The organism is Wolbachia endosymbiont (group A) of Melieria omissa, assembly GCF_964031125.1.
Taxonomy (GTDB): domain Bacteria; phylum Pseudomonadota; class Alphaproteobacteria; order Rickettsiales; family Anaplasmataceae; genus Wolbachia; species Wolbachia pipientis.
In genome coordinates this window covers 106,920-120,272 of sequence record NZ_OZ035007.1, presented here as the reverse complement: position 1 = coordinate 120,272, position 13,353 = coordinate 106,920, and the positions used below count along the sequence as shown (strand labels likewise).

14 protein-coding genes are annotated in these 13,353 nt (G+C 34.0%); 6 read left to right on the top strand and 8 right to left on the bottom strand.

The genetic code is table 11. From position 1 onward, the window contains the following. Positions 1-611: 611 nt before the first annotated feature. The gene (locus ACQH2Q_RS00500) at positions 612-1,436 is read right to left on the bottom strand and encodes a hypothetical protein (RefSeq protein ID WP_022626161.1); all 825 of its coding nucleotides are present in this window, start codon (positions 1,434-1,436) and stop codon (positions 612-614) included. 159 nt (positions 1,437-1,595) lie between these two features. Between ACQH2Q_RS00500 and ACQH2Q_RS00495 the strand changes: the two genes are divergently transcribed. Genes ACQH2Q_RS00495 through ACQH2Q_RS00480 form a run of 4 tightly spaced genes read left to right on the top strand, consistent with a single transcriptional unit; the run spans position 1,596 to position 3,883 of the window. Continuing rightward, entirely contained in the window at positions 1,596-2,234 is a 639-nt protein-coding gene (locus ACQH2Q_RS00495; RefSeq protein WP_425383494.1) for an HAD family hydrolase, read from the top strand. Then, the gene (locus ACQH2Q_RS00490; RefSeq protein WP_077188432.1) at positions 2,234-2,728 is read left to right on the top strand and encodes an RDD family protein; all 495 of its coding nucleotides are present in this window, start codon (positions 2,234-2,236) and stop codon (positions 2,726-2,728) included. The genes ACQH2Q_RS00495 and ACQH2Q_RS00490 overlap by 1 nt, the downstream gene beginning before the upstream one ends. A gap of 59 nt (positions 2,729-2,787) precedes the next feature. Beyond that, positions 2,788-3,264, top strand: a complete 477-nt coding sequence (bfr, locus tag ACQH2Q_RS00485; RefSeq protein ID WP_077188433.1) for a bacterioferritin — start codon at positions 2,788-2,790, stop codon at positions 3,262-3,264. A gap of 1 nt (position 3,265) precedes the next feature. After that, positions 3,266-3,883 carry an SURF1 family protein gene (locus ACQH2Q_RS00480; RefSeq protein ID WP_213863315.1) on the top strand — a complete coding sequence of 206 codons (618 nt, stop codon included), beginning with the start codon at positions 3,266-3,268 and terminating at the stop codon, positions 3,881-3,883. 30 nt (positions 3,884-3,913) lie between these two features. On the opposite strand, the gene ACQH2Q_RS00475 is transcribed toward ACQH2Q_RS00480, so the two are convergent. Beyond that, complete coding sequence (locus tag ACQH2Q_RS00475) at positions 3,914-5,632, bottom strand: monovalent cation:proton antiporter-2 (CPA2) family protein (protein WP_010963130.1); 1,719 nt, start codon at positions 5,630-5,632, stop codon at positions 3,914-3,916. 5 nt (positions 5,633-5,637) lie between these two features. Beyond that, positions 5,638-6,210, bottom strand: coding sequence for a thioredoxin family protein (locus ACQH2Q_RS00470; RefSeq protein WP_006279694.1), 573 nt, complete (start codon positions 6,208-6,210; stop codon positions 5,638-5,640). A gap of 108 nt (positions 6,211-6,318) precedes the next feature. Here ACQH2Q_RS00470 and tmk point away from each other — a divergent pair, with 108 nt between their 5' ends. Further along, on the top strand, positions 6,319-6,909 hold the full coding sequence (gene tmk, locus ACQH2Q_RS00465; protein WP_182309943.1) for a dTMP kinase: 591 nt from the start codon (positions 6,319-6,321) through the stop codon (positions 6,907-6,909). Here tmk and ACQH2Q_RS00460 read toward each other — a convergent pair. The 5 genes from ACQH2Q_RS00460 to ACQH2Q_RS00440 form a co-directional block, all read right to left on the bottom strand. Continuing rightward, a complete protein-coding gene (locus ACQH2Q_RS00460; RefSeq protein ID WP_338481950.1) occupies positions 6,902-7,156 on the bottom strand; it encodes a hypothetical protein in 255 nt (84 codons plus the stop codon). The two genes, tmk and ACQH2Q_RS00460, sit on opposite strands and share 8 nt — an antisense overlap. Beyond that, complete coding sequence (locus ACQH2Q_RS00455) at positions 7,153-7,674, bottom strand: hypothetical protein (RefSeq protein ID WP_425383493.1); 522 nt, start codon at positions 7,672-7,674, stop codon at positions 7,153-7,155. The genes ACQH2Q_RS00460 and ACQH2Q_RS00455 overlap by 4 nt, the downstream gene beginning before the upstream one ends. Positions 7,675-7,828: 154 nt before the next feature. After that, entirely contained in the window at positions 7,829-9,667 is a 1,839-nt protein-coding gene (ftsH, locus tag ACQH2Q_RS00450; protein WP_012673393.1) for an ATP-dependent zinc metalloprotease FtsH, read from the bottom strand. Between the two features lie 12 nt (positions 9,668-9,679). Beyond that, positions 9,680-10,975 carry a tRNA lysidine(34) synthetase TilS gene (gene tilS, locus ACQH2Q_RS00445; RefSeq protein WP_007548788.1) on the bottom strand — a complete coding sequence of 432 codons (1,296 nt, stop codon included), beginning with the start codon at positions 10,973-10,975 and terminating at the stop codon, positions 9,680-9,682. A 184-nt stretch (positions 10,976-11,159) separates the two neighbouring features. Continuing rightward, positions 11,160-11,639 (bottom strand): OmpA family protein, encoded by a 480-nt coding sequence (locus ACQH2Q_RS00440; protein WP_182309861.1) that lies wholly within the window; start codon positions 11,637-11,639, stop codon positions 11,160-11,162. Between the two features lie 275 nt (positions 11,640-11,914). Between ACQH2Q_RS00440 and ACQH2Q_RS00435 the strand changes: the two genes are divergently transcribed. After that, positions 11,915-13,342 carry a carboxypeptidase gene (locus ACQH2Q_RS00435; RefSeq protein ID WP_425383492.1) on the top strand — a complete coding sequence of 476 codons (1,428 nt, stop codon included), beginning with the start codon at positions 11,915-11,917 and terminating at the stop codon, positions 13,340-13,342. Positions 13,343-13,353: the final 11 nt, after the last annotated feature.

The window sequence follows — 13,353 nt, the reverse complement described above, 5'->3', positions numbered from 1 at the left end:
TCACAATATTTCTAGGTTTTTACCTACACAAGCTGAAACGCGCTTATAAGTCGTTTAAGACAGTATAGTACGCCAATTTGCAGGATTAGGGAGTGACAACTAGCTAACACGGGGTTTCTTTTGCCTTTTTTTCTGCTTAGTAAATTTCTTAAACATTTAAACTAAGGTGAGTTGCATTTAAAAGCAGCTAAATTGCAGTGTTTAAGACTTAAAAAACGCCAATGTTCTAAAATAGATATTAGCTGGGGCTTCTTTTGCCTTTTTTTTCGCTTGGTAAATTTCTTAATGTTTATAGCTAACATGAAGCTAAGTACGAACTTTGTTAAATACAACAAATGGTGTCATCCCAGTGCTCCTTTTTTTGTCATCCGAGTAGCTGACACTGGGATCTATTTTGCATGTAACTCCAATTGTGTTTTGGCATAAAACGCGACGCGTATTAGACTTATTTGCAAGCAAAGCTTGCTAGATCCAAGTAGTCAGGGCACTGGTATGACATCATAGGGACACTGGGATGACACCCTGACAATCGTCATCCCGCTACTTGTTAGCGGATGAGATACCGCGGCGGTATGACGGTTCGTGGCGGTATAATGAAGCTTGAAAGCGGATCACCTTTCACGACCCGTGTTTACTTCATTCACTTTAGGAGTATTAACAGGCGTTATTGCCGGGTTCTCAAGCTTTGTTGCCTGCTTCAAACCCTCGCTTACACTTTTGTCCTTTAAAATTTCATCAAGCTGCTTACTCTTTTGTTGCTCTTCGTTATTTGACGTATCTCTTTGAGCATCTTCTTTCATGCCACGAGCATTCTCTACATCCTTTTCACCTTCACCTAAAAATTTTTCTAATATTTTCTTAACAAAGCGCTTCAGAAGACTCAAAAACCCTTCTTCTTTTTGATTTTCTTGTGGTTGAGGCGTGTTATCTTTTTTGTCCGGCTCAGTGTTGAGCTTCTCTTTTACAGAACTCTTGCTCACTGAGGGATTAACGGTTTGTGAATCGTGCTCTGATGCTGTTTGCACAGAAGCTTCAGTAGTCTTTTTTTGTGTATTATGTTCAAGGTCTTTAACTGCTGTTGTAGTTTTTCTCGGAGTGTCTTGGAGTTTTTTGTCACTTTTTGGCTCTGCAACTTTTTCACTTGTGAAGATGCCCTTCCCTTTATATTGTTGGTCAAGCTCAGCAATTCTTTCAAAATCTTGACGTACTTTTTCATCTGCACGTCCTTTTTGACTTTCAAATTTCTGACTCAATTCTGCAACGTTTTTCATTTTGTTCTCAAGCTCCTTACTTTTCACAGCTTTTAGAGCCTCTGTTCCTTTTGCGATATAATTAACCTTCTTTTCTAATGAGGTACCTTCTGGAAAAGCACCTGGAGAACGTTCAAAAACATCTTTAAACTTTTTTTCAACACTTTCTTTAGATGTCTGGGCCATACCTGTTACCTATTAAAACATATCATATAACCAGTATGTTAGCTAATTATATAAAAAACAGTTAACATAACTTGTGGTAAAGAGTAAGAGCGTCCTATTTATATTTTTTTTATTAAAATGTTATTTACTTATTAATTTAAAATATATAACAATATAGAAATGAAAAACAGCCCATTAGCAGTAGTATTCGATTGGGATAATACCTTAGTTGACACTCAAGATAACATTTTTAATGCTATTAAGCATACCATAAACTCAATGGGGTATAGTAATAAAGCTGCTGATAGAAATTCCCACGAGTCAAGAAAGAGCTATATGGTCAATTTATTTGGCGATCAGTGGAAAAAAGCGAACCAGATATATCAACAATACTTAGATAATGCGCTATTACAAAACATTGCTCTGAATCAAGGAGTAGAGAAAATGTTGCAGACACTGAAAAGCCACAATATTTATCTAGCAATAGTAAGTAATAAGAAAAATACTAATTTACGTAAAGAAGTTGCCTATTTTAAACTAGATTCCTACTTTGAAAGAGTGGTTGGGTCATGCGATAATGCAGAAGATAAACCATCTGTAACCCCACTGCTATTTGCATTAGAAGAGAGTACGTTGCCTATAAATAGAGAAAATGTGTTTTTCGTTGGTGATAGCATCACAGATGTTCTGTGTGCACAAAATGCCAATTGTTTACCTATTATATACGGTCAATCAATAAGCGGTTATGAAGATTTGTTATGTTTTCAACATTTTGATAAACTTACAGATTTTGTAATAAAGTATTTAGAAGATAGGTAATGACCGCTGTTACAGAGATTGCCAGTATAACAAGACGCTTTTGCGCGTATTTAATAGATGTAGCAATTTTATTAATTCCAACTTTATTAATTATACTGCTATTAGAGGATTCTCCGTTGATCTTACATCTATCATACATGTGTGTAAATTGTAGTTACTTCACATATTTTATATCTTCAAAGGCCCAAGCAACTCCCGGTCAACAGTTAATGAATATGTATACTATCAATTTAGATAATTCTAAAATAGACTTGAATTTAGCGTTTGACAGAAGCTCTTCCCAGTTTTTTCTTCCTTTGTTAAACAGTGTAGTAGTTGTCCTTACTGAATTTTTGCGAGATCAGGAAGTATTAGTGAATGTCTTGAGTGCATTGAAAGTAATTATAGTGCTACTCACTCTCTGCTGGTATCTAGTTGCTTGCTTCTCTAAGAAAAAACAGACATACCACGACATGCTATTTAATACGGTTGTTATCAAAGGAACTATTAAATGAGTTGCTATAACTATCGTTATCATATAAATTATGCTGATGAATTGAACTAAGGGAAGATTATGAATGAAGAGATAGTAAAACATTTGAACAAATTATTGACCAATGAGCTGACTTCTGTACGCCAGTATCTTTTGCATTTTGCGATTCTCAAAAACAATGGAATTAATAGACTTGCAGAAAAGGTAAAAAATGAGCTTAACGAAGAACTTGAACATGCAAACAAGTTGGCAGAAAGAATTTTGTTATTTAAAGGAGTCCCAAATTTTCAGGATACAAACGAAATATCAAAGTATGATGGAAAGTTTACAAAAGACACAATACGGAAAATCTTAGAAGCTAATTTGAAATTAGAGGGAAAAGGTATTAAGGATATCAAAGAAACGATTTCTATCGCTGAGAAAGAAAAGGATTTTGTTAGTGTAATGTTATTAGAAGAGATGTTAAAAAATGAAGAAGAGCACTTTCATTGGATTGAGAAACAGATCGATCTTATTGAACTAATGGGTGTTGAAAACTATTTAAGAACACAAATATAGAGTGTTAAAAAAGATAGTATTTATTTTAATTATACCTTGCTCACTTCTTTTTTTATTAGGGTTATGGCAAATATTCAGATTGAACTGGAAGAATAATATTATTAAAAGTATGAGTCTTCCAGTGGTTCATCTATTGCCCAATAACGACCTTGAAAAATTTAACTATAGGCATGTCAAGATTGATGGGATTCTAAGTGACATAGAACTATATGTTTTTGCAGGGCAACACGGCTATCACGTGCTGTCTCCTATGTTGCTCACCACTGGACGTTACATGTTGGTGAATAAAGGAATAGTCGGAGAAAAAAAGGAGAAAAAAGTAAAAATTGAAAAAGTAGTTGCAGATGGAATTTTATATTGCGATAGCAATAAAAGTAAAAATTGGTTTATCAAGAACGATACTGCTTCGAATACATGGTTTACCCTGAGTACAGAAGAAATTTCCAATGAGTTAGGTATTAAGCTAGAGAAGTGTGTATTGTGGCCGAACAATTTTGGCAGCAAAGTAGCTATACAGCCAATGAAGCATTTGGAATATGCAATCACTTGGTTTGCACTTTCCTTAATTTGGTTGATTATGTGCGTAATTTACTATAGGCAAAACCTCAATAAAGCTTGAAGCTTTCTGTACATAAAATTAGAGAAGTAGTTATTCATCTTTATCACTACCAAGGTCTTTTAACATACTGTAATTGCCTTTTCTGAATCTACTTTTTAAAGACGTAACTCCACTTTCGCTAATACCACTAAGGCTCAGTGCAGCTCCACCTAGCTGCAATCCTATCTCAGATGTTTCAGGAATAATTTTACTAGCTCCTAGATCTCTATAAACCTCCACATTACTCAGATCTGGTAAGCGTATTACAATATTTACATGCGGAAAATTTGCTGCAACTAAAGAAACAACTTTTTTTATAGTAACTTCATTCTTTATTGAAATAACGAGAGCTTGAGCTCTTTCTATTCCTACCGATTTTAAAATTTCACATCTTGTAACATCTCCAAGATATATAGGAAAACTATCACTTTTTCCTTCTTTGACTATTTTCGATTGAATATCTACAACAACGTAACTTAAATGCTCTGCCGTAAGCATTTTTGTTACCATATATCCCACTCTACCAAATCCAGCAACTATCACATGGTTATAAAGATCTTGTGTATCTGTTTCAACAGCTTCATCATCTAATATTGTTTTCTCAGTGCTAAATGAGTTTGCTATCCAATCTCCAAGCCCCGATAAAAGAGGAGTGAAAGCCATGGTTACTGTAGTTACCATCATAAGTACTTGAGCGATTTCACTTGGTAGCACATTTAGCTCATCTGCTAAGCGAAACAAAATAAACGCAAATTCACCGCCTTGTGAAAGCAGTAACCCAGCTTGTATAGCAGGTGCACTCTTAAACCCAAAAAATCTACACAATATATATATAATAGATGTTTTTAAAACGATAAGGATAATCGATAATAAAGTAATTAGTGGTAACTTATTGAGTAAAAGTTCGGTATTGATGGACATACCAACAGTCATGAAAAATAAGCCAAGAAACAAATCTTTAAATGGCAATACTGCGTGTTCTACTGAGTGTCTATATTCTGTTTCTGCAACTAACAATCCAGCAACAAATGCACCTAATGCTAACGATAAATGGAATTGCTCAGTAATAAATGCTGCTCCTAATACTATTAAAAGCGTTGTTGATATAAAGATCTCATTACTTTCCATTTTAGCAATAACCGAAAATAAAGGTCTAAGCAATAATCTACCAGTTATAAATATCAGCACTAATGCAATAGCTGCTTGCACCAATGAACCTGCCAATGAGCTTATCAGGCTGTGCTCAGAATTGCCAGTAAGTAAAGGTACCAATACTATTAATGGTACCACTGCAAAATCTTGCATTAATAGCACTGCTATCGACAATCTACCAACCTGACTTGCTTGAGAACCTTTTTCTTGCAGAACCTGCAACACTATTGCTGTTGAGGATAGCGCAAGCCCACCACCAATAACTGTTGCTATATTCGTATTCACTCCGAAAGCAAGAGCGATGCACCATATTGCTACCATGGTAACTATAACTTGAAGAGAACCGAACCCAAATACATGAATACGCATAGCGATCAGGCGTTCAAATGTCAATTCAAGGCCTATAATGAATAATAGAAAAACTACACCAAATTCTGCAAGATTATCCATTGCTTCAGCTGAGTGTATCAGATTAAATCCGTGAGAACCAATAACTGCACCTGCAACGAAGTAACCAAGCACTGGACTAATATTCATTTTCCAAAATGCTATGACTATAAACACAGCAGCAGAAAGCAAAATTATAATATCAAACAAATGCTGAGAGCCACTGTGCATGATATTTAACCTGTAGAATTAGACCATTTAATTGAGCAGCCAATACTTGATTTTTGGTCAATTGGAGAATTACCAGTTTCTGCAATAAATTTCATAGCTTGAAATAAGTCACTACTTCCTACTTCATAGCTTTGAACCTTTTCTTTTTTTGTGTCGTTAAAACGTCCACGATAGCAAAGGTTTAAATTGGAATTAAAGCCGAAAAAGTCAGGAGTGCAAACAGCCCCGTATTCTTTAGCTATTTTCTGTGTACTATCAATTAAATATGGAAATGTAAACTTATTTTCCTTGGCAAAATTAATCATATTTTCAAAGGAATCTTCTGGATATTCATTTACATCATTTGGCATTATTGCAATGGTGTTTACCTGATAATCTTTTTTCAATTGATCAACATCGCTTACCAGATTGCTAATAATTGACTGAACGTAAGGACAGTGATTGCATATAAACATTATAATAAGACCATTTTTTCCACAACAGTCACTTAATGCATAATATTTATTGTCTACTCCCAAAAGATTAAAATCTTTTGCAGTAAAACTAAAATCGACTTTAGGAGTATTCAGAGCAACCATAGACTATTATTATACCATATGTAATTTACGGTCTTATTATTTAAATGTCAAACGGTTTCTATGTATACTGTTTGCATATTCTTTTTTAGTATTATAATTATAAAACTTATGTTCATAACTTTCGAAGGAATAGACGGCTCTGGTAAAACAACACAATCTAAGCTACTTGCAAATCATTTTAAGCAAATTCACGGCGAAAATAATGTGGTATTGACTCGAGAACCAGGTGGTACTGATTTTGCAGAAAAGATAAGAGGAGTGTTGTTAACAAATAATATTGATCCTATTTCTGAACTCTTGCTACTTATCTCGATGAGGCACGAACATATGAAAAAATTAATATTACCAGCTCTTGCAGAAGGAAAAATAGTGATTTGTGATCGGTTTATTGATTCAACTATTGCATATCAAGGATATGGGTTTGGAGTTGACTTAGGGCTAATAAGGGACTTACATAAGCTAGTGGAAATTAAATATCCAGATATTACATTCATTCTAGATATTGATGTTAAAGTTGGGTTAAATAGAGCAAAAGACAAGAATAAATATGAAGAAATGGATGTTAATTTTTACAATAAGGTCAGAAAAGGATTTCAGGAAATAGCCATAAAAGAGCCCGTTAGGTGCAGTGTTATCACTGGAATTGAAACAAAAAATGATAATCACGTACACAATGAAATTATTGATAAAATCACCTAGCTTGTGATAGAAAATTATCAATTTCAGGTAACATTATTTCATATGAATAACTTTTTGTTTGAGTAGCTAAAAAATCCTGTATTTTGTCTGGATCTTCTTCACTTATCATCTTATATGCCCTTGCGAGGTTCATTAATTCACTTCTATTTTTTTTATTGCTTACTTCAGTAATAGTAAAAAATTGATCAAAATGGTCTAAGAGGTCTTTATTTTTTATTGAAGACACAATATCGTCAATTTCTTTCACATATAATGCAAGTTTGTGTGCTTTACTACGATCTTCAAAACAAAGATTAACAAGCACGTTACGAAACCTATCTTTCGTAGTATAGCACTTCTCGCAATAGTCCGAATAGGATAAGATATGTGCTTATGGCTATGGTAGAGCAGTAGCATATTATGATCTGTTCGGATTATTGTAAAAAGAGCTATACTTCTCACTTCTGCTAATAAGGACTTAATATTTTCTTGGCAATGCACTCTCTTTACCGATTCAGCCGGTTCAACCATACCAAGAACATTCTTTACCAAAGATTTTTCTTCACAACTAAATATGAACATGTAATAACCCATCGATAAAGTGAAGAGCAAGAACATAGCCGGAAGTAAAAACGGAGCTAATACATTTTGTGACGCAGGGAAAATAAACCAGGTAACAGTTGCTATTGACACAGTTACAAATAATCCTGATAAACATAATTGTGCTTTTCTTCTATAATTCTGATCAATAACTGTACTTACACCAATAGAAGCTATATCAATCATTACTCACACCTCATTAAACATTAATACTAACTGAATGATAGCATTATTGTGATGAAAATGCAATATTATGAATATTTTAATACAATTTATATTGACAGTTACAATTCTGAATGTTTTATTGCAGCGTTAGCTGATTAGCATTTTTAAGATGAGGTCAACTCTCATAGAGAGAGGATTTTTTTATTTTCTCATTCTTCTCATTTTCCTCTCTAACAATTTTTTTTCCATTTAATATGTCCTTTATTTCATCTCCTGTTAAAGTTTCAAACTCCAGTAGATTTTCGGCAATGAGATCTAAGCCTTTCTTATGCTTGGTCAAAATGTCTTTTGCTTTTTCATAGCAAGAAGATACAACTTTCTTCACTTCTTCATCTATAAGTTTTAACGTATCTTCAGAAATTATCTCAGAACCATGTATGGTTTGTTCGCGATTGTGATAGATCGGGCCTATTTTGTCACTCATTCCCCATTTTGTTACCATAGCGCGTGATAAATCAGATGCTTGTTTTATATCCGAAGATGCACCGCTTGTGACTTTATCGTAGCCAAAAATTAGCTCTTCTGCCACTCTTCCACCCATTGCAACAGTTATATCTGCTAGCATCTTTTCTCTTGTGAGGGACACTCTATCTGTTTCTGGTAGTCTCATAACTAAACCGAGTGCCCTACCGCGTGGAATAATTGTTGCCTTGTGTATAGGATCAGAAGCAGGCATATTAACAGCAATCATCGCATGACCAGCTTCATGGTATGCAGTCAGTCTCTTTTCCTCTTCTGTCATAATGAGAGATCGCCTTTCTACGCCCATCATCACTTTATCACGTGCATATTCGAAATCATCCATGGTAACAATCTTCTTGTTTCTTCTTGCAGCGATAAGTGCAGATTCATTCACCAAATTTGCTAGATCAGCCCCTGAAAAACCTGGTGTTCCTCTTGCAACTGTTTTCACGTTTACATCTGGTGCTATTGATATTTTCTTTATATGAGTATTTAATATCTTTTCACGCCCATTTATATCGGGTAAAGAAATAGTAATCTGTCGGTCAAAACGACCAGGTCTAAGCAGTGCTGGATCTAAGACATCCGGACGGTTAGTCGCAGCAATTATTATTACACCTTCATTAGACTCAAAGCCATCCATCTCAACTAATAACTGATTTAATGTTTGTTCTCTTTCATCATTGCCGCCACCAAGACCAATGCCACGATGTCTACCCACCGCATCTATTTCATCTATAAAAATTATACAAGGAGCATTTTTCTTGCCTTGATCAAACATATCGCGAACACGACTTGCACCAACACCCACAAACATTTCAACAAAATCAGATCCAGAAATACTAAAGAATGGCACATTAGCTTCTCCTGCAATTGCACGAGCAAGTAAAGTTTTACCAGTTCCAGGAGAGCCAATCAAAAGGCACCCTTTTGGTATTTTTCCACCTAATATTTGAAATTTTTGCCTTTGTTTAAGAAAATCAACGATCTCTACTAGCTCTTCTTTTGCTTCATCAATTCCGGCAACATCATCAAATGTTACTTTTTTTCCACTAGTCATGAGTCTAGCCCTTGACTTGCCAAAGCTTATAGTTCTGTTGCCCCCCGCTTGTGTTTGTTTAAGAAAGAATAGCAAGAAGCCAATAAAGATAAATGTTGGGACCCATGAGATAAGTAATCCACCAATTACGTTCATGGCAGAATCTCCAGTTGAAAAGGAGAATCTCACTTTTCTATCATGTAAATTTTTTATTAGGTCGCTATATATGACACCGCTTGAATTGAAACTTGAACCGTCCCTGAACTTGCCTTCAATGCTCTGGTTTTTTATGACAATATTTTCTACATCATTGTCTTCTAGTCTAGTTAAAAATTCCGAAAAAGGTATAATTGTTTTACTTTTACCTACATTTCCGCTGAACTGAATATAAGCAACTGAAATAAGAACAATAATTACTAACCAGATCAATAAGCCTTCTAAAAATTTTTTCATTTCTATTTCTAACTAAATACTAATCAAGCTTACCAAATTTTGTTTTATCGTGCTATTAATAATGCATTGAACCTTATCGTCATTGGTATTTTTTCCGTTATAATTTACATCAGGATAAGCAAGCACCTTTCCATCTTTTAGCACTACAGGCAAAGAATAGAAAACTTCAGGGCAGCAGTTGTAATCCTTCAGAAATTCAGGAACTTTTTGTGTTTTTTTTAATGGAGCGATGATAACTGAACACTCTTGATTTCCGAGTATTGTGCAGCTAAATCTGTTATCCCATTGAGTAGGTTCATTTAAAGGTAGGTTTAAGGTAATTTCTTGTATCTTTGACGATTCTCTAATTATCAAGATATTTTCTCCATGTTTTCTTATTTTACACCCAGAAAGTGTACAGTTAACATTACTATCCTTTTGCAATATTTTATTAAATATTACGATAAGGCTGTTGTACCTTGGTTTATAATGTTTACTGGCAATTGCCATTATGGAGTAAAGAAGAAGCCTCAAGGCTATTTCCTCTGGCAATTGATAAAACTCACTTAGTTTAATTTCAATATAACCAAGATCATGCACATTAACGCAGTCATTAAACGCAAGGCGTGTGTAGTGCATCAACGCTTTTGCAGCTCTTTTCATATGAAGGGCTGTGAGGCATATTCGCTCTGTTAAAATCTCTTGATTATCACTTGCTTTAAGTAAGTTACGGTATAAAGTTCGCCTGTATTTTAAGTCATAGTTGCTTCTATCTTCGATCCATTTTAACCGATGAAGCTTAGCGTACTTTTCTATTTCACTACGACTAAAATTTAACAATGGCCTAAATATATAAATACCATTTAGGAAAGACTTGTAGTCCATTGATGATAATCCATCTACGCCACTACCTCGCTCTAATCTTAACAAGAACGTTTCTGCTTGATCATCTTTGTGATGAGCAACAAGTAAATATTTAACATTATTATTTTTACACCACTCTGCTAGTAACTTATACCGTGCTTTTCGTGCCTGTAACTGAATATTGCCTTTAATATTTTGCTTCTCCCAATTTAATATGAACGATTCCTTTGCTCCAAGTTCCTTTGCATAACTTACAACAAAATCAGCTTCTTTTTGAGACTCTGGACGTAACCCATGATTTACTGTTAATGCTGTAGGAAGTGAAAGCTTGTTTTTTTTTGCCCAGTTAGTCATTAAGTGCAGTAAGACTATACTATCTACACCACCTGATACTGCAACTGCAACTTGATTGTTATAGAAAGCAAAACTATTAACCACATTTTGAAATAATAACTCTAATTCCATTATGTCTCTTGATGGCCAGACAGGTCAGATCTCTTACGTCATACCGCGACTTATTTGTGGTATATATAGATCCCGCTAACAAGCAACGAAATATGACAAGTTTGTCCTTTTTTGTCTACCCCAGTGCCCTTTCTTTATGTCATCCCAGTGTTTGACACTGGGATCCAGGTTTTAATGCAAGAAACTATTTCTTTATTCCAGAAAATGAAAATTCCACTCTACGATTTTTAGCATGCTCTTTTTCATATTTAGAATTTCTAGAATCATCTTTTACATTAACCAAAGGCTCAGTTTCACCTTTAGAAGCAGTTTTTATTCTGTTTTCTATGTAGGGTGTACAACTAACCATAAATTTTTTAGCTGCATCTGCCCTTCTAGCGCCTAGCGCAAGATTATATTCATGAGAACCACGGTTGTCAGTGTGACCAGTTAAAGTAACCTTCGCGTTAGGGTTATCTTGTAACACCTCCATTACGTCAAGTAATGCATCTGCACTTACTTCAGCAATACTAGATTCATCATAACCAAAGAAAACTCTTTTATCACCTATCTGCTTAACAACAGAATTTATTTTATTTGTTGTATTTGCTCCTTTTTTTGGGCAAGAACTTACACCAGTAAGTAATAAACAAAAACAGCACATTATAACCAGTCTACTCCACATTACTAAACCTCCATAAATTTTAAATAGTGCGTAACTTTAATTTCAGTAGCTAATATCTCTCCATATTGTAATATAGTCAAGAGAAATAAAATACTAAATACTTTTTCTACAACCTTACAATTAATTTTCCTATAATATGCTGGACTCTGAGTAGAAAAATCCAATAAAAGAATAAAAAGTACAATTTTTTATTGTACTTTAAGCAAATATACTTTTAACTTTATTATTAATCTATTACGGTATTAAACAGATGTTTTCTAAAATAATGAACAAATATGCAATCTTATAAGTTTTTAGAGGAAGTATTATATAGGGTAAAGAATATCGAAAATACGCTAAAAGTACTAAACCAAAGCCAATTGAATATAGAGGACAAAGTTGAACAAATGAGTCTTCTAGAAGAAATCAGACATGAAATTATCTCTCATGACGCAATAAAGGAATCATTAGCAGATGCTCTTGGTAACAAAAAAAGTGCAAATACTCAGCAGCTAAAGTTAATAGAGAGAATACATAAAAGCAACAGTGCTGTTCCTATTGATTTAGTAAAGTCTTTATCCAAAGCTAAGGTTGAATGCCAAAATTTATGGAAGCTATCTCATTCTGAAACCAGTAACTTAGAAAAACTAAAAGAACGTTTTACTGATTTAATCACACTCATTCGCGAAGTAGCTTCTATAAAATCGCAGCAATTAAAATGCTCAAAATACGACTCACTGCTTGCTGACTATGACTCTGATATCACAGAAAAGAATATAAGGGAAGTATTCCCCAAGGTAGGCAAATTTTTTAGCGAAAATGTAGATAAAATAATTGAAAAGCAGAAAAAGGATAAGGATAAGGTTACTAATATACAAAAAGTTGCTACTCAGAAACAGATTGAACTTGGCTCATTATGTTTACAGCAAATGGGTATTGCACTAAATGAGATTCGTACTTCTTATTACTACCCTATAGATTATGATGAATCTGATTTTTGTTATGGTTTATTTTCACTTTTACGGCATAGTGGTTATGCAATTTATCAAAAATGTTTAGCGCAAAATTCTATAAGTAGTCCAATTACGAGACATGTTATGTATGAAACTCAAGGGTTATTCATGGAAAGGATGATTGGAACATCCAGAGAATTTATTGAGTTTATTCAACCACACATAAAAGAGAAATTTGCTATAAAAGGCAAAACTAACGAGAAAGTTAGCAGTGTTGAAAATTTGTACTTGATTTTCAATGAAATAAACCTTTCTTCTTTTTTAAAAAATGCAGATGAATTTAGTCTGTTAGCTCATATTATGTTGAGAACTAGGTTAGAACAAGATATAATAAATGGTACATTGGAAGTCAAAGACCTGCATGATGCGTGGCTGGAAGGTATGAAGCACTATAAAATTCCAGTAAAAGCTGAAAATGAGCTAAACACTTATTTTCAAGATGAATATTGGGCAAGCGGTGTTATGGGCTACTTTCCTATAAAAATTATTGCTTTAATTGCTGCTGTGCAGATTTTCTCTTGCGTTAAAAAGAATCATTACGAATCATTAAGTGCTATAATAAAAGGAGATTTTAGTTTACTTATCAGTTGGTTATCTCAAAATATATACAGTGCAAAGTGTGGCCTGGAACTGCTAAAAAAAGTAACAGGTAAGGGTTTAGAAGTTGAGTGTGTTACTTACTACTTATCTGAAAAGTATAATTTGTCTTAATAAATGGTTTT